The following is a 22,665-nucleotide window of genomic DNA, read 5'->3' on the forward strand; positions in this document are numbered from 1 at the left end:
TTGAAATTCCTATTGTGGATAACTCACACGTTTTGTTACCTTTATCATAATTGAATATTGTTAAGAAACTATTAGCAAATTAGGCGATTTTACACTTTTTCACAAAAAAACACTATATATTGATGATTTGTCCCGCTGGAACCACTACCTGTTCTCCTTCTACACTTATCCAGACTGGAATGGCCGAAGGATTATGGATGATCTGGCAATTCGCGGAGAAACGAAGACGTTCAAGGGCTTGCATGTACGCCACAATTTCAGCATTCGTTGCAAACCAGATGTCGGATCTGCCTTTCACTTTGTCACCGAACTCCTCAAGTATCTCCCAGTTGTTATCATTTTCGAACTCATAACTGTGTCCCCAGACATACAATAACGACATCCGAGAATGCCTTTGTTCGAGTTGTACGAACGCATCCGCACACTCAAGCATGTTCTTATGATGGCACGTTGGATGCCACCTTAAGAAGTCTTGCGGCATTTGGAATCCGCCATGGCTAGCAACCGTACGTGCATATTCAATGCCTAGTGAAGGCAGTGCTTGAACGACTTGATCGGAGTAGGTTCCGAAAGGATAGCTCATTCCGCGCACAGGATAGCCGACCAATGATTCCAAGGCTTCACGATCACGTGAAATTTCTCGTACGATTTGGTCCATTGGCGATTGCTCTAGAAAAGGATGATCAATGGTATGAGCAGATACCTCATGTCCCGCGAATAACGAAGTCACCTCAGACGCCTCGATATACCCTTCTTTTCCTAGAAATCCACTGTTTAAATGAAACGTGCCTTTTATTCCGTATTCATTCAATATACGCACAAGCCGGCGATCATGTAACTTGCCATCATCGTAACTTAGCGTTAAAGCTTTGGTGACACCTTGTGGAAACCGATCTAATCGAATACGCAAAGGAACCCCTCCAAAATAAGTCAATGTCATACTTTCAATGTATCAGAAACTTCTTTGGCGGGCTATCATTTCCTAATTAGGATAACCAATTCGATAGATTCGTCTTCACAAAGGCATCATCATTCAAATGAGGATAGTCTTTGTACATGCGGTCAATTTCTTCCGATTGACCAGGCGACAACTCTTCATGTGGATTTAAGCACCATGTTCCCTTCAACAATCCCTGACGACGAAGTACTTCATGAATACCAGGAATACAACCTGCGAAGCCATGGGCAGGATCGAAGAACGCTGCATTCGCTTCGGTCACCTCGATATTCCGTGTAAGCCATTCAGATGCCAGCGTAGGATTCATTCGGATTCCCTTTATTTCGTCTAAAAGCTCCACTGCTTTTTGCGTCCAGACGGCCCAATGTCCAAGTAATCCGCCTACAATTCTTTTCTCTATGTTCTTACCCTCAACTTGGAATTTATAAACAGTTAGAAGATCATTAATAATGTTGTCATCATTGCCGGTATAAAGAGCTATGTCATCGCGGCGCTCTGAATAGCAGACGGCACGTACGACATCAATCGTTTGATAGCGGTTAAAGGGAGCCATTTTGATCGCTACAATGCCCGGAATGTTAGCAAATTGCTTCCAAAAATCAAAGCTGTATACCTTGCCGCCAACAGAAGGTTGAAGATAGAATCCGATGACGGGCATTTTCTCCGCAATGCGTGCTGTCCGCTCCAAGATTTGAGACTCCGTCCAGCCGCTCAAGCCACCCATAGATAATAAAGCTGCATCATAGCCAAGGGAGATGGCCGTATCTGTCTCGTCTTTGGCTTGATCTGTAGGACCACAAATGCCTGCGACCTTGATAAAAGGTCTAGTAAGTCCTGCGCGATCCACCTCTTCCGAAGCCATACGGAGTACTTTCTCGTATAAATTGTATTTCGGATCACGGATTTCAAACTGTGTGGAGTGCACGCCAACTGCAATTCCACCAGAACCCGCTGCCATATAGTAACGTGTCAACGCTCTTTGGCTTTGCTCATCCAGCAATCGATCTGCGGTTAAGGCAAGTGGATGCGCTGGAATGACCATTCCATCGTGCAGCGCAATTCGTTGCTCATTACTTAATTCCCGGCGTCCTGTCATGGCTAGAATTTCCCCTCTCTCTCTTGGAAATGAGTAGGTTTATTAATCATACTGCCACCATGCTCGATCCACTCTGCTACCCAATCAAACATCTGTAGAAGTGAAACACGCGGATAGCCAAATAGCTGCATACTCTTCGCTGCGTTACTTAGCAGTGCTGTTTCCGATTCTTGACCTTTGAAGATAGGCTCAATTCCAAGGCGTTGGCCTAACTGCTCCGCGGCATATTTCACAGAGACGGTCTCAGGTCCCGTCACGTTCAAGAAATTAGCTGGACTTTGTGTAGCCTTTAGTGATCGAATTGCAATATCATTCGCATCTCCCTGCCAGATACAATTGAAGTGCCCCATAGCAAGATCGATGGCACGACCTTCTTTTAAAGATTTCGCAATTTCTAACAATACACCGTAGCGTAAATCAATCGCATAATTCAAACGATAGATCAAAACCGGCGTACCATTCTTATGACTGTAATGTTCAAACATTCGCTCACGGCCAAGACAGGACTGACCATACTCACCAATTGGGGCAGGACTAATGGCTTCATGAGCCCCGCCATAGGCCACTGGAGTAAACGGATACACATTACCCGTTGAGAATACGACGATCCGGGAGTTACGATACTTCTCAGCTACTCTGCCAGGCAAATACGCGTTCATCACCCAAGTGAAATGCTCTTTTCCCGTTGTACCGAACTTAGTGCCTGCCATATAAATGACATTGGGCACATCTGGCAACGCTTGCAGCGCTTCGTCATTTAAAAGATCACAGGCAATGGTTTCTACACCAAAGGATTGTAGTTCCTCCTGCAAACCGCTTTCTGAAAAGCGCGAAACCCCATATACCTTTTTATCAACACCAGCAGCTTGAATCGCGTTCATGGCTAGCTTGGCTAGGCTCGGTCCCATCTTGCCTCCAACGCCAAGCAGCATAATATCCCCATCCAATTCCCGCATAAACTGGATTAATTCCGGTGACGGTGACGACATAACCTTATCCAAATCTTCTAATGTTCTCATTCTCGCAATCTCCTCACATTATGTTCTTGAATTAAGCTTCCTGACTGTAGTATACGGACTCTCAAACATAAAAGACAAATCTTTATATCGTCTTTAAATGCAAGGAAAAAACCGCTCTTACTGGCAGCATGGCCAATCTAAGAGCGGTTCGTATGTTCCTATCTATACACGACTTGGATCAGCAGCCAATTTCTCTAGGAATTGAAGTCTGAACGTTTGCTTGGGTCTACCTTTGGGGACCTTCACATAACCAACGCTCGAAATCAAATCATGGTCCATCCATTGCAGCAGTAGACGATGCGTACTTCGAACCGTGACGCCAAGAATACTCGCTAACTCATGCACTTCATAGTCGAGCTTGCTCGTCCTTGCGACTGTCGCCATGAGCCGGCTTAAATAAGTTGACGTCATCCCGGCATCTTCTGCGCACTTCAGCAGCTCGGGATCTGTCACCGACAAATCCCGACTGAGTGGATCCGCCATTTCTAGCGGGCCAATAAGCGTTTTATCTTCACGAACAATAAAGCAAGTGTTCCCGCCCGCCTCTTTGCATCTGCGCAGGGCAAGTCGGGCATGCGTACCTGCTTCATTCGCACTGCGGCCGAAGCCGATGCCCATACTTAGCGAAAGACCCAGCGATTTCCAAACTTCTCGAGCAAGCGGAACCGACTTATAGCCCACCGTTTCACGTTCGAAGATCCCCCGTGTTGTAAAAAATAAATACTCATCCGCACCAAGATGCGTTAAATAGCCGTCCAACGACTCTACATAATCAATCAGTTTTCTGTGAACTTCCAGCTTGAAACGTTGGATATCGTGCTCCGTACTCTGCTGTTGCAGCTTTTTGCCGAAATCATCCACATTGATCATACCTACAAGGATTTGCGCTTCTTTACTGCGCCGAGTTTCTGTAGAGAGCAGCGCACGCTCCAAGGCTACCGTAATATTCTGATCGGTCGGGGTAATCCATTCACAAGGAATTCCCTGCTCATTCAGCCTATCCGCAACTTCACTATCTGTGGTCAATGCGGCTTGAGCAGCTCCGTTGCGGAACGCTTCTACATGGAAGTGCATCATGGTCTCCACTTGCGGATAGGGAACACCATCGTAAATCAAAAAGCTGGATGATGTTTCACCGATTTCCTTCACATGCCTGCTTAAGGTGGAGGATGTAAAAGAATCGATACTAAAAATAGCACCCGCTGAATGAAGTTGGGGCTTACTTCGTAAACGATATAACGCACTAAATAGTCCCGTGTCCGTTAATGGAATCATATGTACAGGCAAGTGGGTAATGACATGCTCCTTGACTCTTCGATAGAGTGTAGGACCTGTTACAAGCAGCACTTCCACCTCTAAGAGCAGCTCCTCGGCAATCTCAGACGCAGTTTCTGCAGAACAGGCTCGCGAAATCGGCTGAAAAGATGGAAACGACGTCCCAATTACGCTTAACACTTTATTCACAAGTGCGTCGGGCCCTAAGATACCTATGGCAATTCGATTTGGAATATCCATACATGGCGGCTCCTTACTTCATCATTAAGATCAAGTATACGCCTGTTCTCGAATAAAAGACAAATCGTTATTGTGTCTTTAAATCATCCCTTAGCTTACGGAACAAATCTCGGAATACAAGATCACGATTAATATGATGGACGTACCGTATGAGATGTCGTGACGGATCTTGGCTCCATCTTGCCTCATCGGATACAATCGGACTTGCGAGAAGTACACTCGGTGTACTCTTTTCATTAACGAGATAAGCAATTGTTGAAATGTCCCATATCACACGGGAATAGGCATAGTGATCAGGATGAACTTGTCGGAACGTCTCATACAAATACGCACCGATCTCCCCTGCATCCTTCACAAAATCTTTCATCTCCGATAACGTCGTTTGTAGATGAGAAGCCACACCCATACAAGGAATTAACACGAGTGGGACACCGCTATCCAAAATAACACGTGCCGCATGGATATCTTGCTCCAAGTTAAATTCACGTGTATGCGACCAGTGTAGCCCATGGCCGCCAAGCCACACAACCACGATGTTCGCGATGATGTGAGGCTCCATAAGGAGGGCGGAAGCCACGTTGGTTATCGCGCCAATCGCTACAACATACAAGGGGTCTTCCGGCGAGGATGCCATCGCTCGTTCCACCATATTACGCGCTGCTTCACTCTCTACCGGTGTCTCAGGACCTGGCAAATAAGTCTCAGACCCTTTATAAATAGGAATGTCTGTGCGTGCCATCAGAGATACAATTTTGTGCAGCTCCTGATAACTCTTTTCCATACCATCCTTAGGCCCTGACGACAAATCATTAAAAAACGGCGCTGCATAGAAAGCCTCTACTTGCAGGCGTTCAGGCGATTGCAAGGCATAAACAACAGCAAATTGATCATCAATCTCATTAAACGTATCCGTATCCAATACCATTCGTATCTTGCCAGACTTCGATTTCAATCGTTGGATACGTTCCTCATCCGATATCAATGGAAATTCCATGGCACATCTCCTCACTTTTTGTATCATAATGTGGCTGTTCATCTTGTGTACATTCTTTGGTATATAGAGCTATTCTACCTATATTCGTGCTATATTTTTATCATAGATCGGCTTATTTTTTATATGATTCGGCTATCTATACGATTATTAAAGTGAAAGGACAAACTACCATGATTGGGCATTTGGATTTTCTTTTTCGAACGACTCGGCTAGCGCATCAGACGGTCATCCCGCATCGACATCAATGCTATGAATTGGTTTATTATTTGCAAGGGAACGGCGCAACTCGGATCGGAGACTATACCTACGACTTTCAAGGTGATACCTTCACCTTAATCAAACCTCATACCTTGCACGATGAAAAACATACGACAGACAGCGATGTTTTGTTTATCGGATTTCAAGTAGAGCTAGGTCGGTATGCCCTCCGGGAAGGCTTGTATCGCGACCAAACAGATGGAACTATCCTTGCTTTACTGCAAAGAATGCTTATTGAGATGCAGCATAAACGCTCCTTCTATTCCGCTAAACTGAATCATCTTGTTGGCGAATTGGTTATCGAACTCCTTCGCTATGATGAATTCACTTCCTCTGAACCTTCTGTTGATAAGGTCATTTACGCCAAAAATTACATCGATGAGAATGTAAATCAGAAGATTAGTGTTGACCTCTTAGCCGAATTGGTTGGTTATAGCTATGATCGATTCCGGCATCTCTTTAAAGAAAAATACGGACTCTCCCCTATGCAATATGTGATGTCCAAGCGTTTTGAGTTAGCCAAACGTCTATTGCAGCAAACAGATCTCTCGATTTCTGCCGTATCTAATGACTGTGGATTCTCCAATGACACGCAGTTTTGCTCCCTTTTTAAAAAAGCTACCGGATTCTCACCTCGCCGATATCGGATACAAGTGGCCCCTTCGACAAACAAAGAGCCGAGCAGCTAGTGCCCGGCCCATTGAAAGCTATTACGAATCTGATGTTGCTTATAATATTGCTTACTCCCATGCCATTTCTGCTCGAGCGAGCAGGTCCTTTAAGGCACGAATTGCGGTTACTACGCGTTTGGGATTACTAGCATGGGGTAAATAATGATGCAGATGAGGTTCGACGGAAAGATAGCCCGTAAATTGAGCCTCACGCAATTGAAGCAACAGCTCAGGAAGTTGTCCTGCACCTGCACCAGCAGGAACGAATTGATGCGGCTCATTCGTCGCATCTTTCACATGCACATAGGCCAAGTATGACTGCAATTTCGGATAGGCTTCGTCTGCGGGTTTCACTTTATTCATAACGAAATTTCCGGGATCGAATGCCGAGCGAAGCGAGTTGGAGTTACAATGCTGCAAAATGTCCAAAACACGGTCATCCTTTGAGCCATACAAATGATTATCATTTTCTAAGAGGAGAATGACATTCGCCTGTTCCGCAAGCTTAGTTAGCTGCTTCATTCTGCTTAGAACTTCATCCCTGCATGCATCTAAATCGAGGTCCTTCGTATAGTACGAGAAGATTCGGATATAGGGTGTACCTACAGCATGTGCCGCATGGATGGCACGCTGCATGGCGGCCAATTCTGGTGCAAAATCATCTGTCACAGCGTATTTACCTATTGGCGATGCGATGGAAGAAACGGTAAATCCTCGCTGATCTAGAATGCTTCGTATGGACTGTAACTCCTCTTCGTTTAAGTCCAACACATTTTTCCCCCATACGTTGCGAAGCTCGAGATTAGCAAGCCCCTCCTGAGTAAGTACGTCCAGCTGCTCTTCCAAATCATGCGAGATTTCGTCCGCGAAACACGTTACTTTTACTTTTAACATGTCGTTTCCTCCTCTTATTTCGTACTCCCGAATGAAGCCGACATATCTACGGCCACCTCGGTTGCTTGATTCACTTTTTTAATGAAACTGGATGTGCGAATCTTTTCATTCAAATGAGCCAAGAACGCAACACCATCTAACGGAACAGATACCGGACGCTTCTCAAAGGAAGATAACATAATACCATTCGCCAATGTCAACGCGCCCAAACCTTCCGGACCTTCAGCAATTAAGTCCACTTGTAAGCCAAGCAATCGATCCACCAACCGCCTTGTCACGATGGCATGCCCGCTCGGAACTGAGGTGTCTACGGCAACCTCGATGGGTTCAATCTCCCATGATGCGAATTGCTGCTCAGTCTCTCTGGTAAAGGTAAGCATGGATTGGGGGTACTTGTAATAGAGCAGCTTGCCATTCTCAAGCAACAGTTTCCCCAGATCTCCCACGATTTCCAGACGATTCGTTCCAGGCAACTCGGCCGTTGTTACGATCAAATGTCCAATCATCCCATTGGCATGTTCCAAATAAGCTGTGACCTCATCCTCTACTTCAATATCATGATATTTCCCGATATGGGCATGCCCCGAAATCATCGCTGGCAAGCCAAACAGCCACTGATACATATCAAGTGTGTGTGGACACTGGTTCGTAAGAATGCCGCCGCCTTCACCAGCCCAAGTCGCACGCCATCCACCGCTATTGTAGTACGATTGGGAACGAAACCACTTCGTATGAATCCATGTGGCACGCGTTAATTGACCTAGTTCGCCGCTTCCCACAATTTCTTTCAGCTTCGCATAGAACGGCAGCGTTCTTTCTTGGAACATGATCGCGAACTGTAGATTAGGATAAATCAGCTTTGCCTTTTCGTAGGCGTCAATCATGCGATTCGCATCGTTCACATGCACAGCGATGGGCTTCTCACACATGACATGAATGCCTCGTTCAAAAGCTTCAATAGCTATCACAGGATGATCATAATGCGGAACGGCAATGATGACGACATCGATACCTGAATGCGCTAACATTTCACTAGCGTTATAAAAGGCTTTCACCCCATAAGTGCTTGCAAACTGGTCTGCCTTCGCTTGATCCACATCACAGACAGCTTCTAACGTCACATTTTCCATTTCAGCCAAATATTTCAGATGCGTCTTGCCAATGTTGCCAATCCCAACAAGCCCAAATTTAATTTTCGTAGTACTCATTCAGATTCCCTCCTCTATATTGAATATCTCACCTTCATCCTATATCATTCTAATTACTACTTCCTTGAAGAAATTGCCTCAGATATGGATAATCTTGCTCAGTGAAAGAGGGATTGCCGATGATTTCAACGTATTTGGCACAATTCGATCAACATGTGCATTTCCAGCATGCCACTAGAAAACCACCCTTTAATGTTCATTTCCATTTGCATAAGGGCTGTGAAATTTTCTTCCTCATCCGAGGAGACGTGAATTATTTTGTAGAGAAAACGGTGTATCCTTTACAGTATGGTGATCTGATCATTACGAATGAACACGAAATTCACAAGCCTGCCTTAACCACTGATGCCATGTATGAGCGTGTTACGATTGAATTTAACCCTGCATTACTGGCATATTTTCAAACGGAAACCCTTCTTCCCTTACAATGCTTCTATAATCGCCCTCTTGGCGAAAATAATAAAATCTCCCTCACCGAACAGGAAACATCTTCCTTGGTTGATTTATTTCACAAATATGATTACGCAAACAAACATCCCAGTGCTGGTGATACGTTGCTTAAGCTAGGTTATCTCTTAGAAATCATTTCGCTTGTGCAGCGTTATTTTGAGACGAACAACGAGAAAGAGCTTGGTGTAGGCTTACCCGTTCGCTTGACTCCCATCCTTGCTTATCTGAATCAGCATTTGGCAGAAGATTTATCTCTCGAATTGTTGGAAAAGAAGTTCTATATCAGCCGTTACCATCTCAGTCGTCTATTCAAAAAGCATACCGGCAGTACCATCCACGAATACATCGTGTATAAACGCATTGCGCTTGCCAAAAAACTACTAAAAGACGGGGCTAACGTGACAGAGGCTTGCTTAGGTTCTGGCTTTAACGACTATACCGGCTTTTTACGTATGTTTAAGAAAAAAGCAGGCGTTCTGCCGAAACACTATGCGAAGCAGGTCAGCATACAGGAAAGCAGACATATGCGGGAATCGTGATTCATTTATGAACGAAAAAAAGGCAGCCCGCAGGCTGCCTTCTCTCTTTTTCAACATATAAAAAGTCTATAATTGCTCATCCACCATACGGTTGGTCAGTGCACCTAATTTCTCAATTTCAATCGTAACGACGTCCCCATGCTTCAAATATACGCGTTGATCAACCGGCTTACCGAGAACTACCCCTTCAGGCGTTCCAGTCAAAATGATATCACCAGGCGACAGCGTCATATGCTGGGAAATATAGCTGACGATTTCATCGCAGTGGAAAATCATATCGGACGTATGCGAATTTTGTCTCGTTTCCCCGTTCACCGTGCATTTGATCGTCAACTGATTCGGATCTCCCACCTCATCAGCCGTGACCAAGTAAGGACCAAGCGGACTGAATTTATCGCAAGATTTCCCTAACAACCATTGTTGGGTGCGCATTTGCAAATCACGGGCCGACAAATCATTTACATTGCAGTAACCAAGTACGTGGCTCAATGCTTGCTCCTTGGCTACATACTTAGCCTCTTTCCCAATCACGATAACCAGCTCAGCTTCATAATCGACTTGGCTCGTAACGCGATTCGGAAGCGGAATGTCGTCGCCATGCGAAGTAATCGTATTATTGAATTTATTAAATAAAATCGGATATTGCGGGATTGCCGCATTGGTCTCTTCGGCATGCTTGCGATAATTTAAGCCTACGCAGATGATTTTGCCTGGATGCGTCACACAGGGGCCATATGTCACTTCGGATTCTTCCAAAAGGTATGAACTGCCCTCTGTCACTTCCTCCACGACTCTTGCTATGTATCTCTCCAACTGAGGGATCGCGGTTGCAGCATTACCAATAACAGACATAATATCCGTTGGAAGCCCTTCTTCCGGGAATCCTTTCAACGCCTCGTTAATATCCAATACATAACGCTCCAGCTTCACACCTAGATGAAGACTACCGGCTTGATCAATTGTGACGAGTTTCATTAGGGAACTTCCTCTCTCTTCCGTTAATTGATTTCAATCATGCTTATTTACGCATTCTTACCAAACACAGCACCACCATCAATGTACAAAGGCGAGCCCATCATGAATTTGGATTCATCCGAAGCAAGGAATAACGCGGCTTGCGCAACATCCTCCGGCGTACCGAGTTCATCGCTAAGCTGTCTACTTTTCAGAGAGGCAATTGCAGCCTCAGGATCATCATAAGAGGTTTTCAAATAATTCTCAACAAAAGGTGTTAAAATTGTGCCCGGCAAGAGGGCATTCACACGAATCTGGTAAGGCGCATAATCGACTTGCATCGATTTCGTCAACGCCAGTACCGCTCCTTTGGTCGCTGCATACGATGCTCGGCGAGCCAAGCCAATCTCCGCAATGCAGGAGGACATGTTAATAATCGACCCGCTGCGTTTCTCCATCATGTAAGGAATGACGTATTTGGATGGCAGAAAGACGCCACGAATATTCACACGAATGACGCGATCCCATTGGTCCGGCTCTAGCTCATGAAGAGCACCAACGCCGCTAATTCCCGCATTATTAAAAAGCACATCTATTCGCCCGCATGCTTCGATTGCTCGGTCAACCATCGCCTTAACGGATTCCGGATCGGTCACATCTGCTTGCAAAAAGAGTGCTTTACCACCGTTAGCTTCGATTTCGGAAGCCGTTTCTGCACCTTTGATGGCATCCAAATCATTTACGATCACATGTGCACCATGTTGTCCAAAAAGCAGCGCTGTGCTTTTCCCAATCCCCGAACCAGCACCTGTAATCATGATAACCTTATTCTGTAGTCTCATTTAGATTCACCTCTTAGTTTATTATAATAAACTTAGTTTAATATATAAATTATAAATTAAGTTTAGCATCCGCTTTCAGTCTCGTCAATGAACAAAAATGAGGACTAGTATGGAAATGGAAAAGAGGGTGCCCCGCGCCATTATATTGGCTTTTGGGACACCCTCTGCAATAGTTCGAATTTGCCGTCTTGCGCAAGCAAGCAACTGGCTGCGCCGGCGACGCTCTTGCGCACCATTTTTGTGCGCTAGCAAGCAACTGGCTGCGCCGGCGACGCTCTTGCGCACAATTTTTGTGCGCTAGCAAGCAACTGCCTGCGGCGGCGACGCTCTTGCGCACCATTTTTGTGCGCTAGCAAGCAACTGCCTGCGGCGGCGGCGCTCTTGCGCACAATTTTTGTGCGCTAGCAAGCAACTGCCTGCGGCGGCGACGCTCTTGCGCACCATTTTTGTGCGCTATCAAGCAACTGGCTGCGCCGGCGACGCCATTGCGCACAATTTTTGTGCGCTAGCAAGCAACTGCCTGCGGCGGCGGCGCTCTTGCGCACAATTTTTGTGCGCTAGCAAGCAACTGGCTGCGCCGGCGACGCTTTTGCGCACAATTAGAGCGGTAAATACGGACTATATTTCCGAACTGGTTTAGCTATCTTAAAAAACAGCTGACAACGCGTGCGCCAGCAGTTTCATCTCTTGCTTGGCCAAATCTTGTTTTACCGTCCATTGATGGACAGGCATGGAGCAGCTAACTGCGGCAATCGACTCACCGTTGCGATCAAGAATCGGCATAGCGATGCAGCAAAATCCAAGTACAACTTCTTCTTGATCGACCGCGTAGCCGTTCTCTCTAGCAATTCGGAGCTGAACAAGCAGCTCCCCTCCGTTTTGAACCGTATTCGGCGTATAGCTTTGGAAGCTGCTTTCCTCATAGTAGGAGAGCACCTGCTTATCTGTCATCGCAGCAAGCAATACTTTGCCCATTGCCGTTGCATACGCTGGCAAACGCATGCCAGGCTCAGAGATGAGCCGAACTTGCGTTGCTCCCTCTTTCTTGGCCAAATAGACGAGCTCGCCTTTCTCCAAGCGACCCAACTGAATGGTCTCACCAAGTCGTTCCACCGAGCGGCTTGCCTTCTCTTCGAATAACTTCACCAGCGACATGCCAGAGAAGTATGCGTGGCCAATCATTCCAAAGAAGGAACCCAATGCATAGGTATCTCCTTTTTCTTTGATCACCCAATTCAAGGTTTCCATCGTATGTAAAAGAGAAAACATCGTGCTTTTATTAATGCCCGTCGCTGCACTCAAATCCATTAATTTTAACTTTGAAGGACCAGCAGCAACTAACTGCAGCACGTCTTGTGCTCTTTCTAGTGCTGGGACCCAATATTTTCGTTCCATGTTCGACCCTCACAGACTCTACTAACAGACTTTTTCATTCGATGATAACATAAAGTACGAGCAGGTGTAAGTCCGTGCAACTTTTCATGGATTCACTCTCCTGCGATGTGCACCAGGCGTAATCCCAGTGACAGCTTTACATGCTTTCGAAAAGTGATGCACATCGGTAAATCCACAATACTCGCTCACCTTTTGAATCGAAACATCTTCCTTTAATAACTCTAAGGCATGTTCTATTCGCAAATTCATCAAATATTGATAAGGTGTCTGTTGAAAATGCTGCTTGAAAAGCACGTTAAATCGGGACGAAGATAAACCAGCTCTTTGAGCCATATCCGCAACGGTTATGGGTTCAGACAAGTGAAATGCAAAGTAAGAGGTAATCCAGTTTAGAAATGGCTGATGTGTTCGCTGGGGAGATTGCGGCTTCATGTACTGCTTAAATACGAGCGTGATCCACTCATTCGCTAGCTGATTCGCTTCCATGATTCCCAAGTAGGTCTGTAATTGCCAGCATTCAATCATTTTCAAAACAAGATCCCTCATTTTATTAGGTTGAGAAGTCTCTATCCGAAATGGCATACGAATCTCCGTACACTCGTGCAATCGGGGTTGCGAGTATGCACTGTAAGGCATCATGTCCAATTGTCCAGGCCGCGTCACAAAGCTTTCTTCTCGGTGCACATTATAGAAAAAATCGAGATGAACATACGGGTTAATGGTATTGTTGAGTCCTTTGATCGTATGTAGATCACCAGGCTGGAAGAGACATAAATCGCCTTCTTTCAAGACATGTTCCTGTCCATTGATCTGTATCTCGAATTGACCTTCTTGCACATAAAAAATAATATAATCCAATAAATTGCGTTCACCTAGAAAAAAAGGCGGACGTATCGCATAATCAGCAATACGAATATAGGGAGCTATCGCGTAATGATCAAGAATCATCTGTCAGAACCCTCTTTTCCGAAGAAACATTTCAGTCGTTTTTCACCCTACAAATGCGTGTAATTTACAAAGGCATATTCCTGCCCTTCCCTTATACTAAAGATGCGATATGGGTATTAGTATACCATTTACTGAAGTGAGGTTGAAGGTATGAAAAACATGTATAAAGGCCTTAAAACAAGGGAAATCAGTTTTCCCTTAGGTGGAATTGGCAGTGGAAGCATTGGCCTTGCAGGCAACGGCCAACTGGTCGATTGGGAAATCTTCAATCGACCGAACAAGAAGAGTTTTAACGGTTTTAGCCACTTCGCTATTAAAGCAGAGCGCGATGGTAGGGTTGTCGATGCACGCGTGCTGCAAGGCGATATGCAAGCCCCCTATATGGGTGAATATATCCGCGGTGGAGCTTTGCATAGTGGATATGGATTTGGCCCGGAGAGCCAGACGATGGCTGGTATGCCTCATTTTCAAGAGGTAACGTTTCAAGGGGAATTTCCTTTGGCCGAAATGACTTTCGCAGAGCCAGCTTTCCCTGGCAATGTTCGATTAATCGCTTATAATCCCTTGATCCCGCTCCAGGCGGATGATTCAAGCCTACCTGCTGCCTTCTTCGAATGGGAGATTGCAAACACAACGGAAAGTATTCTTACGTATACGATATGCCTATCGGCAAGTAATCCACAGCCAACTGAGAAAATCATTCACACCTACCACCATTCGAATGGTGAACATGATCGCGAATTACATATGATTAAGCTGAGTTCCAATCCATTCAACCGTGAAGATCCTCAATACGGGGATATTACGATCGCTACGGATACCGCCAATGTTAGTTATCAGGAGTTTTGGTACCGCGGAGAATGGTGCGATAATCTGGAAATGTTCTGGCATGATTTCACTCAACCCGGACCATTCAAGAATAGACAATACCAGGAAGATGAGCGCCCACCGCACCGAAAAGACACGGCATCGTTAGCCGGACATATTACGTTGTTACCTGGGCAGAAGGAAAAGATCCGCTTCACGATCTCCTGGCATTTCCCACAGGTCGTTAATTATTGGAACCCTAACCCATCTGGCCCCAATAGTTGGCACAATTACTATGCGACACTGTTCCAAGATTCTCAGTCGACTGCACAGTACGCTTTTAACCATTGGGATCGCCTGTATGGAGACACGCTAGCTTTTAAGGAAGCGTTATTCTCATCTACTTTGCCAGCTGCTGTGCTTGACGCCGTTTCGGCTAATCTTTCTGTTATCAAAACAGCGACCAGTCTACGTCTGCAAGATGGTTCCTTCTATGGATTTGAGGGCTCCATTGCAGATACCGGTTGTTGTGAAGGCTCGTGCACCCATGTGTGGAACTATGCTTATGCCTTGCCTTTTCTGTTCCCTTCCTTGGAGCGCAGCATGCGCGATCTGGATTTCACGTACAATCAACGCGAGGATGGCCGGATGTCCTTTCGATTGATGCTGCCGCTTGGACGAGAGCGAAATAACTACCGTGCCTGCGCGGACGGTCAATTCGGAGGTGTGCTGAAAGCGTATCGCGAATGGAAAATATCGGGGGATACCGCGTGGTTGCGCTCGATTTGGCCCGCTGTCAAACAATCGATTGAGTATGCCTGGGCTGACACGAACGAAGATAAATGGGACCCTGAGAAGAAAGGTGTTCTCACAGGCCGCCAGCATCACACCTTAGACATGGAGCTTTATGGTGCCAACTCCTGGCTAAGCGGATTTTATTTGGCTGCCCTCAAGGCAGGTGCAGAAATGGCCTCATTTTTAGACGATGTAAAGTCAGCCGATACCTACATGCAGATTTTTGAAACCGGTAAAGCTTGGGTTGATGCGCATTTGTTTAACGGTTCTTACTATGTACAACAGATTGATTTAACAGATCAAAAAGTTCTTGATTCTTTTGATGAAGAAACCATTAGTAGTTATTGGAATAAGGAGACTTGCGAAATCAAATATCAGATCGCCGAAGGCTGCGTCATTGATCAGGTCATCGCCCAATGGCATGCCAATCTGTGCGGTTTAGGTGAGATTTTTGATAAGAAACAGACGCGAATCGCTTTGAAATCGTTGTATCAGCACAACTTCAAATCCAGCATGCGACAAGAAGCGAATACGTGGCGGTTGTACGCACTCAATGACGAGGGTGGTCTTGTTATCTGCACATGGCCGAATGGCGTGAGCAAGCCTTCTATTCCATTGACTTACAACTCGGAAACCATGACGGGATTTGAATACCAGGCTGCCTCGCACATGATTCAAGAAGGTTTTATCGAGGAAGGCGTCTCCATCGTTGTAGCAATCCGGGATCGTTATGACGGCGAGAAACGAAATCCATGGAATGAGATCGAGTGTGGAAGCAACTACGCCCGATCTATGGCGAGTTACGCTTTGATTCAGGCTTTTAGCGGTTTTGAATATAACATGGTCTGTAAGATGATTGGCTTCCGTCCCGCACAACTGGTCGAGGGTCATTTCCGAACCGTGTGGTCCCTGGATATGGGCTGGGGAACGTATGAGCAAACGGCCGAGCAGATTCACATACAGGTGCTGGGCGGTAAGCTGGAGTTGAGCCAATTGAAGCTTCCTATGGCGGAATTGCCATCGATTCAACACGTGCAGCATGATGGGGTTAACCTAGCCTTTGAAAGATTCGACGATGGCATTCAGCTGTTATCACTGCTCAACATGGCGTCAAAATCATCACTTATTCTTACATTCCGCTAGACTAGTTTGGTATCGTGTGATGCCCAATACAGCAAGTAGCCTCCAATTCCACTTAGCGTGGGGGTTGGAGGCTTTTGTGATGTTACTGGAGGGGTGCTACTTTGGCTGTCATCGCGGCGTGTAACTCGATTTTTTCGAGTTACGGTGCTACTTTGGCTACTTTCACCTTACGTAACTCGATTTTTTCGAGTTACGTTGCTCATTTGGCCACTTTCACCTTACGTAACTCGATTTTTTCGAGTTACGCAGCTCCTTTGGCTGCTTTCGCCTTACGTAACTCGATTTTTTCGAGTTACGTTGCTCATATGGCTACTTTCGCTTCGCGTAACTCGATTTTTTCGAGTTACGGTGCTCCTGTGGCTACTTTCACCTTACGTAACTCGATTTTTTCGAGTTACGTTGCTCCTTTGGCCACTTTCACCTTACGTAACTCGATTTTTTCGAGTTACGGCACTCCTTTGGCCACTTCTCTACCTAGTCACTAAATCCCCAGAAACTTCGCTAACTTATCAAGCAATCGTTGTTGGGATGACAATTGTATCGTGATCGTATCAAATCGATTGTTTAGTACTTCTTCATTGTTAACAACTTGACTGTTAACTGCCTGTTCAATCAGCTCAGTTAATTTCTGGGAATTAATAGCATAATTGTTACGCATATCTTGCTCTAACTCTGTGATACTTTCCTTATACTGCTTTCGCAATTCATAGGTCACTGCATGCATTTCATTTCTGAGATTTTGCTCCAACACTTGTGTGATCTTGGGTTGAACGGTTTGGAGTTCCTGCTCCATCGTCGTGATACTTTCGGTAAGATGTTGTTTCAACTCGCCTGTCACTGACTCTATATCATTTCGAATGTTTTTCTCCAAAGCTTCTGTGATTTTGGGTTGAGCGGTATAAAACTCTTGCAGTTCTTGCTCTAATGCCGAGACACCTTCATGAAACTGTGCTTGCAATTCACTTGTCGTAACCTGAAACTCACCTTTGATATTTTGTTTCAGAGCCTCGATCACTTTGGGTTGAACGGTGTAGAACTCTTGGAGCTCTTGTGTCAACGTTGCGACACTTTCCTGCAGCTGCTTCTGCTGCTCATTTAACTCTGTTGTCGCTGCAAGCATTTCGCCTCTCAGATTGTGCTCCAGCGTTTCTGTTACTTTTAGCTGAACGTTATTAAGCTCTTGAAACTCCTGTGCCAAAGTCGAGACACTTTCATGCAGTTGCGTCTGTAACTCCGTTGTTGCTGCGAGTAATTCTACTCGAAAACTCTGCTCCAGCGCCTCTGTCATTTTGAGCTGAATGGTAGTGAGTTCTTGGAGCTCATCCTCTAGCTTCGTAATGCTTCCGTGCTGTTGCACTTGTTGTTCTTGTTGGTCTTGTTGCTCCTTTGTCACGGCTAGCATTTCATCTTTGAGCTCATGTTCAAGCGTCTCAATCAACTTGGGCTGAACCGTATAGAGCACATGCTGCAGTTCAGTAACCTGATCTGATACACTTTTATATTGCGTGTTGAGTACATCCACATTAGCGGCAACCTCATTGCTGTCGTCTTGCTCAATCACTTCAGCCACTTTGTAAGTAAAAACTTTAATGATATTACGCAGCTCAGCAACTTCTTCGGAAATACCATTGAATTGAAGATTTAATGAGTCAGCCATATTGGTTAACCGTTCATCTTGATTTGCATCCGTCGTGACTTCGATCATCTTTTCCATAAATGTAAGGACAATATTGCGAAGTTCCGCGACCTCATTCGAAAGCTCATCGAACAGAACATTGACATAATTTTTAGTAGGCGCTACTTGTCTACCACTTGCAAGTGAAGATATGCTAACCATTGGACTTTCTTCTACCTGTTCGTTTATGCGTTTTGGCGTTTTATTGGCTTCTATTTTTTGCGTTAAAAACTGGACCAGATTACGTAATTCCAAGATTTCATTGCTTACTAGCGGGTTCGCTATGTTGTCTACTGGGGGTACGTTCAATTCCTGATCAGCGGCAGGTGTCGGAGTAACAAGAATCGCTTCACCACTTTGCGGATGATTTCCTTTTAGGCTCATTTCCAATAAATGTTCGTTTATCATCTTAAGAGATTTATTGGCATCTTTTAATTTGGCAATTACTCGAAAGACTTCGACTGCTTCTTCTGTATATCTTAAGCTTCCTCCAACAGCGGTAGACGGAAGAAAATCAGCAAATTGTTTGGACCATTCTACGACAGTCGCTTGCGTTTTTCGAATGGAACGTGCGATCTCATTGACTTTGTATGTCCTTTTCATTTGTTAACGATCATATCCTTTCTTCTTGTATCCCGTAGGCTTAGGCATCTATAACATGGTATTCAGGACTCTATACAAATGACAATGAATGTATCAAATTGTTCGCATCGCAAAAAGGCTGTCCCTATTCGGGCCAGCCTCGACATTATTAAATGGAATTATTTTACAAGTCCGTGTGGATCAATAACAAATTTGCGAGAAACACCACGATCAAATTCTTGGTACGCTTGCGGCGCCTCTGCCAAGGAGATAAGAGTCGCATTAACCGCTTTGGCGATTTGTGCTTTGCCGCTGAGAATCGCCATCATCAGGTCTCTATTGTATTTCATAACTGGTGTTTGCCCCGTTACAAATGTGTGTGATTTTGCCCAGCCCAGTCCGAAACGGATCTTTAATGTGCCAATTTTGGAGTCTTCATCCACGGCACCCGGGTCACCAGTTACATAGAGTCCAGGTATCCCCAGACTTCCGCCCGCGCGAGTTACTTCCATGATGGAATTAAGCACCGTCGCAGGCGCTTCGCCATGTGCTTTGCCATGACCATGTGCTTCGAATCCGACACAGTCGATAGCGGAATCTACTTCAGGCGAGCCGAGAATCTGATCGATTTGTCCTGCTAAATCTGCATTTTCGCGGAGATTAACGGTCTCACAGCCAAAGCTTTTTGCTTGTGCTAAGCGCTCAGCATTCAGATCTCCAACAATAACCACGGCTGCTCCAAGCAGTTGTGCGGAGTGTGCCGCTGCAAGACCAACAGGACCCGCACCAGCTACATATACCGTTGAACCTGGTCGAACGCCAGCGCTAACGGCGCCATGATAGCCCGTCGGAAAAATATCCGAGAGCATCGTCAGATCAAGTATTTTCTCCATCGCTTTGTCTTTGTCAGGGAATTTCAGCAATTGGAAGTCTGCATATGGCACCATGACATATTCCGATTGACCACCAACCCAACCTCCCATGTCTACATACCCGTAGGCTGAGCCTGGCCGATCTGGATTTACATTTAAGCATACATTCGTGTTCCGCTCTCTACAGCTGCGACAACGACCACAGGCTATGTTAAAGGGCACGGATACTAAATCTCCCTTTTTAATAAACTCTACATCGCGTCCTACTTCAATGACTTCCCCTGTTATTTCATGACCTAAAATGAGTCCTGACGGAGCCGTTGTCCGACCTCTCACCATGTGCTGATCACTGCCGCAAATATTCGTTGTTACGACCTTGAGTATCACCCCATGCTCGCATTTCCTACCAACGTTCAAGGGATTGACACCAGGCCCATCCTTCAGCACTAACTCCGGATAATCGGTGTCACGAATCTCAACACTTCCTGGCTTACTGTAGACAACTGCTTTGTTTCCTGCCATGTTCTCTTCTTCCTCCCACACGTGAATTATGCTGAGTTAGTCCCCTTCATAAAAGGTGTCTTCGATCATACAAATTCGGAAGTAACGCAAACACAAGGATACTATTCTCCCTTCTTGCCTATAATCCTGCAATCCCACACTATAAATTGATAGCGATTACAAATGCAACAAGAACGCACAGCCAAGCTGTGCGCTCTTGCTCATTACGAATCCCAACATTCGAACTCGTCACTATCTATGGTGCATTAGGTCCAACTTCTGCTACTGTCATAGGGTGTTTTCCAAAGGTTGTGCTTGAAGACCGCTCATCGGCTCCAATGTCATTGGAAGAACGTGCTTCTCCATCCATATCCTCGATCACATACGTATAGCTTCCGACTGCAGCATTAATCGCTGGACTTGTGGATGACAATTTTTGCAAGCCATTTACCGTTGTGAATAAGGGGTTGGTATTCCAAATTTGAGCCGTCGTCCGCGAACTGTTATTGCTTACTGTGCTTCCGTAACCGATGTTCCCCTCGAAGACTGTGTTTGTAGTTCCCACTTCATTGTACAGCGTACCCGTGGAGTTTCTTACAATATTATTCGCTACTCTGCTATCCTGTGGAGCCAAGGGTTTGCCAGAACCAACGATGATTCCCGTCGTACTGTTCACGATCGTATTGTTGACGACTTGGGCTCGGTAGATTTTCCACTGTTCTCTCAAGTCATCCGCTGATGGATTGGACGGATAACCGCCTGTACCGCCATCATAATCAGCATTATCTAAAATGATCGCGTTAGCTGTTAGATTTTCCATGTAATTGTTGTAAATCTTATGATCATTTCCATATATCCGAATGCCCGCTTGTTCTGATTCTACACCATCACCTAGGAAATAGTTACCATAGAAGGAGTTGTTATGCCCATGTCTGGAAGTGAGTCCCCCCTTGGAAGTCTTAAAGGTATTGTAACGAACGGTGTTGTTACTGCTTTTCACAGACACGATTTCCGGTTCGCCATCGCAGTTCTCGAAAAGATTGTACTGAATCGTATTATACCCATTGGACAAAGAGATGCCAGATAAGCCTAGGCGTATCGTTTCTTTCCCATTTGCTACCCATGGCCCCACATCATGAAAGTAATTATATTCAATGACATCATACTGAGAAATATTTCCATTGTTATCGCCTTGATAAGCAATCAGTGGATCTGTGTCACTCTTCGGCCCAAAATCATTATGGTCGATTCGATTATGATGACTGTTGACGCCACTAACCTGAAGCCAGATGAGGGTGCTGCCTGTGGCTTGCAGTGCGAATCGGTTTCGAGTTACACGAATGTTATTCGAACCATCTAACAGAAGTCCCGTATTCCCTAAATTTGTGAATTTCAATCCCTCGATCACGACGTTGGATGAATTCTGTATTTGAAGCGACGCACCACCAGAAATGATTGCCTGACCTGCATTTGCTGCCTTAATTGTGATTGGACTGCTCGATGTGCCATTTTTGTTACTTAAAACAAATGGTCCTGTTTGGGCATATGTCCCGTTAGCGAGCACGATGGTCGTACCTGCGGAAGCATTGCTTAAGGCGGTTGCTAACTGTGCGGATGTAGAAACAGAAACACCTGGTATCACAGGAGCCTCACCATAAATCTCTACCTCTGTGTAACTGTTCCATAAGTTGTTGGAGTTGCCGTGACCAACAATTCGCACATAACGTGCTGATGCTACATCTGCGAAGTCGAACGTTTGTAAGCTTGTATTTAGAGAACTCGTCACATTGGCCTGAACTGTCGAGAAATTCACATTATCCGTGGACGTTTGAATATCAAAAGTGGAGGTTCGTGTATCTCCGCTTACAAAGGCTATTTTTATAAAAGCAACCTTAACATTTGACCCCAAATCATACTTGATCCATTGTCCATTCCCACTAGCCGACCATCTTGTCGTTAAGTTCCCATCCACAGTGTTAGCTGGGACATTTCCATCATCCGCGCTTGCGGTCACGTTAGACCCTGAGACGGAGAACTTCACATCTACGGAAGCGCTTACAGAAGTGTCACCATAAATCTCGACCTCGGTATAACTATTCCATAAGTTTGCAGAATTGCCGTGTCCAACTATGCGAACATAACGGGCGGGGTCTACATCTGGAAAATCAAAGGTCTGCAAGCTTGTCGTTAAACTGCTCGTCACATTCGACTGAACCGTCGTAAAATTAACATTGTCCGTAGAAGTTTGAATATCGAAATTCGATGTTCGCGTATCCCCACTTATAAATGCCATTTTAATGTAAGAAACCTTCTTAACAGACCCCAAATCATATTTAATCCATTGTCCATCTCCACTTGCTGACCAACGTGTCGTTAAGCTTCCATCCACCGTATTGGCAGGCACGTTCCCATCATCCGCACTCGCCGTCACACCGGATGGTGCGACCGACAATTTAGCGTCAGCAGCATAACCTGCGAATGGGATCATAGCAAGCAACAAACTCATCAAAAGCATCATCATTCCTACTTGTTTACCTTTCTTCATAAAT

At 45.4% G+C, this 22,665-nt stretch carries 17 protein-coding genes; 3 read left to right on the forward strand and 14 right to left on the reverse strand.

The features are described 5' to 3' along the window. Positions 1 to 112 precede the first annotated feature (112 nt). The 5 genes from AC58QT_RS08985 to AC58QT_RS09005 all read right to left on the reverse strand — a co-directional run bounded on the left by AC58QT_RS08985 (position 113) and on the right by AC58QT_RS09005 (position 5,582). A complete protein-coding gene (locus AC58QT_RS08985) occupies positions 113 to 910 on the reverse strand; it encodes a polysaccharide deacetylase family protein (protein WP_497408603.1) in 798 nt (265 codons plus the stop codon). Positions 911 to 986: 76 nt separating this feature from the next. Further along, positions 987 to 2,054 (reverse strand): dihydrodipicolinate synthase family protein, encoded by a 1,068-nt coding sequence (locus tag AC58QT_RS08990; RefSeq protein WP_497408604.1) that lies wholly within the window; start codon positions 2,052 to 2,054, stop codon positions 987 to 989. Positions 2,055 to 2,056: 2 nt separating this feature from the next. Continuing rightward, the gene (locus AC58QT_RS08995) at positions 2,057 to 3,073 is read right to left on the reverse strand and encodes an NAD-dependent epimerase/dehydratase family protein (RefSeq protein ID WP_497408605.1); all 1,017 of its coding nucleotides are present in this window, start codon (positions 3,071 to 3,073) and stop codon (positions 2,057 to 2,059) included. A gap of 162 nt (positions 3,074 to 3,235) precedes the next feature. Then, positions 3,236 to 4,588: a GGDEF domain-containing protein gene (locus tag AC58QT_RS09000; RefSeq protein ID WP_497408606.1), complete on the reverse strand. Its 1,353-nt coding sequence runs from the start codon at positions 4,586 to 4,588 to the stop codon at positions 3,236 to 3,238. Positions 4,589 to 4,655: 67 nt separating this feature from the next. Then, positions 4,656 to 5,582, reverse strand: a complete 927-nt coding sequence (locus tag AC58QT_RS09005; RefSeq protein WP_497408607.1) for a nucleoside hydrolase — start codon at positions 5,580 to 5,582, stop codon at positions 4,656 to 4,658. Positions 5,583 to 5,752: 170 nt separating this feature from the next. On the opposite strand from AC58QT_RS09005, the gene AC58QT_RS09010 reads away from it, so the two are divergent. Further along, positions 5,753 to 6,529: a helix-turn-helix domain-containing protein gene (locus AC58QT_RS09010; RefSeq protein WP_497408608.1), complete on the forward strand. Its 777-nt coding sequence runs from the start codon at positions 5,753 to 5,755 to the stop codon at positions 6,527 to 6,529. Between the two features lie 51 nt (positions 6,530 to 6,580). Here AC58QT_RS09010 and AC58QT_RS09015 read toward each other — a convergent pair whose 3' ends face one another. Both AC58QT_RS09015 and AC58QT_RS09020 read right to left on the reverse strand, forming a co-directional pair. Then, positions 6,581 to 7,405, reverse strand: a complete 825-nt coding sequence (locus tag AC58QT_RS09015; protein WP_497408609.1) for a sugar phosphate isomerase/epimerase family protein — start codon at positions 7,403 to 7,405, stop codon at positions 6,581 to 6,583. Between the two features lie 14 nt (positions 7,406 to 7,419). Next, entirely contained in the window at positions 7,420 to 8,613 is a 1,194-nt protein-coding gene (locus AC58QT_RS09020; protein ID WP_497408610.1) for a Gfo/Idh/MocA family protein, read from the reverse strand. A 119-nt stretch (positions 8,614 to 8,732) separates the two neighbouring features. On the opposite strand from AC58QT_RS09020, the gene AC58QT_RS09025 reads away from it, so the two are divergent. Continuing rightward, the gene (locus AC58QT_RS09025) at positions 8,733 to 9,602 is read left to right on the forward strand and encodes a cupin domain-containing protein (RefSeq protein WP_497408611.1); all 870 of its coding nucleotides are present in this window, start codon (positions 8,733 to 8,735) and stop codon (positions 9,600 to 9,602) included. Between the two features lie 66 nt (positions 9,603 to 9,668). Here the strand turns inward: AC58QT_RS09025 and AC58QT_RS09030 are convergent, their stop codons facing one another. The 4 genes from AC58QT_RS09030 to AC58QT_RS09045 form a co-directional block, all read right to left on the reverse strand. Continuing rightward, positions 9,669 to 10,577, reverse strand: a complete 909-nt coding sequence (locus AC58QT_RS09030; RefSeq protein ID WP_497408612.1) for a fumarylacetoacetate hydrolase family protein — start codon at positions 10,575 to 10,577, stop codon at positions 9,669 to 9,671. Positions 10,578 to 10,624: 47 nt separating this feature from the next. After that, on the reverse strand, positions 10,625 to 11,398 hold the full coding sequence (locus AC58QT_RS09035; protein ID WP_497408613.1) for an SDR family NAD(P)-dependent oxidoreductase: 774 nt from the start codon (positions 11,396 to 11,398) through the stop codon (positions 10,625 to 10,627). Positions 11,399 to 12,043: 645 nt separating this feature from the next. Continuing rightward, a complete protein-coding gene (locus tag AC58QT_RS09040; protein ID WP_497408614.1) occupies positions 12,044 to 12,793 on the reverse strand; it encodes an IclR family transcriptional regulator in 750 nt (249 codons plus the stop codon). 84 nt (positions 12,794 to 12,877) lie between these two features. Beyond that, positions 12,878 to 13,741: a helix-turn-helix domain-containing protein gene (locus tag AC58QT_RS09045; protein ID WP_497408615.1), complete on the reverse strand. Its 864-nt coding sequence runs from the start codon at positions 13,739 to 13,741 to the stop codon at positions 12,878 to 12,880. A 150-nt stretch (positions 13,742 to 13,891) separates the two neighbouring features. On the opposite strand from AC58QT_RS09045, the gene AC58QT_RS09050 reads away from it, so the two are divergent. Continuing rightward, positions 13,892 to 16,486, forward strand: coding sequence for a GH116 family glycosyl-hydrolase (locus AC58QT_RS09050; RefSeq protein ID WP_497408616.1), 2,595 nt, complete (start codon positions 13,892 to 13,894; stop codon positions 16,484 to 16,486). Positions 16,487 to 16,967: 481 nt separating this feature from the next. Here the strand turns inward: AC58QT_RS09050 and AC58QT_RS09055 are convergent, their stop codons facing one another. From AC58QT_RS09055 to AC58QT_RS09065, 3 genes are all read right to left on the reverse strand, one after another. Beyond that, positions 16,968 to 18,764, reverse strand: a complete 1,797-nt coding sequence (locus tag AC58QT_RS09055) for a MerR family transcriptional regulator (protein WP_497408617.1) — start codon at positions 18,762 to 18,764, stop codon at positions 16,968 to 16,970. A gap of 158 nt (positions 18,765 to 18,922) precedes the next feature. Continuing rightward, positions 18,923 to 20,137, reverse strand: a complete 1,215-nt coding sequence (gene fdhA, locus AC58QT_RS09060) for a formaldehyde dehydrogenase, glutathione-independent (RefSeq protein ID WP_497408618.1) — start codon at positions 20,135 to 20,137, stop codon at positions 18,923 to 18,925. Between the two features lie 235 nt (positions 20,138 to 20,372). After that, positions 20,373 to 22,661: a chondroitinase-B domain-containing protein gene (locus tag AC58QT_RS09065; protein ID WP_497408619.1), complete on the reverse strand. Its 2,289-nt coding sequence runs from the start codon at positions 22,659 to 22,661 to the stop codon at positions 20,373 to 20,375. Between the last annotated feature and the right edge of the window lie 4 nt (positions 22,662 to 22,665).

The organism is Paenibacillus sp. J31R109 (assembly GCF_059692055.1).

Bases quoted from the DNA above. Each gene is read 5' to 3' on its own strand.
- AC58QT_RS09015 (WP_497408609.1), bottom strand. From the start codon at position 7,405: ATGTTAAAAGTAAAAGTAACGTGTTTCGCGGACGAAATCTCGCATGAT.
- AC58QT_RS08995 (WP_497408605.1), bottom strand. From the start codon at position 3,073: ATGAGAACATTAGAAGATTTGGATAAGGTTATGTCGTCACCGTCACCG.
- AC58QT_RS09045 (WP_497408615.1), bottom strand. From the start codon at position 13,741: ATGATTCTTGATCATTACGCGATAGCTCCCTATATTCGTATTGCTGAT.
- AC58QT_RS09010 (WP_497408608.1), top strand. From the start codon at position 5,753: ATGATTGGGCATTTGGATTTTCTTTTTCGAACGACTCGGCTAGCGCAT.
- AC58QT_RS08990 (WP_497408604.1), bottom strand. From the start codon at position 2,054: ATGACAGGACGCCGGGAATTAAGTAATGAGCAACGAATTGCGCTGCAC.
- AC58QT_RS09065 (WP_497408619.1), bottom strand. From the start codon at position 22,661: ATGAAGAAAGGTAAACAAGTAGGAATGATGATGCTTTTGATGAGTTTG.
- AC58QT_RS09050 (WP_497408616.1), top strand. From the start codon at position 13,892: ATGAAAAACATGTATAAAGGCCTTAAAACAAGGGAAATCAGTTTTCCC.
- AC58QT_RS09030 (WP_497408612.1), bottom strand. From the start codon at position 10,577: ATGAAACTCGTCACAATTGATCAAGCCGGTAGTCTTCATCTAGGTGTG.
- AC58QT_RS09055 (WP_497408617.1), bottom strand. From the start codon at position 18,764: ATGAAAAGGACATACAAAGTCAATGAGATCGCACGTTCCATTCGAAAA.
- fdhA (WP_497408618.1), bottom strand. From the start codon at position 20,137: ATGGCAGGAAACAAAGCAGTTGTCTACAGTAAGCCAGGAAGTGTTGAG.
- AC58QT_RS09005 (WP_497408607.1), bottom strand. From the start codon at position 5,582: ATGGAATTTCCATTGATATCGGATGAGGAACGTATCCAACGATTGAAA.
- AC58QT_RS09035 (WP_497408613.1), bottom strand. From the start codon at position 11,398: ATGAGACTACAGAATAAGGTTATCATGATTACAGGTGCTGGTTCGGGG.
- AC58QT_RS09025 (WP_497408611.1), top strand. From the start codon at position 8,733: ATGATTTCAACGTATTTGGCACAATTCGATCAACATGTGCATTTCCAG.
- AC58QT_RS09020 (WP_497408610.1), bottom strand. From the start codon at position 8,613: ATGAGTACTACGAAAATTAAATTTGGGCTTGTTGGGATTGGCAACATT.
- AC58QT_RS09040 (WP_497408614.1), bottom strand. From the start codon at position 12,793: ATGGAACGAAAATATTGGGTCCCAGCACTAGAAAGAGCACAAGACGTG.
- AC58QT_RS09000 (WP_497408606.1), bottom strand. From the start codon at position 4,588: ATGGATATTCCAAATCGAATTGCCATAGGTATCTTAGGGCCCGACGCA.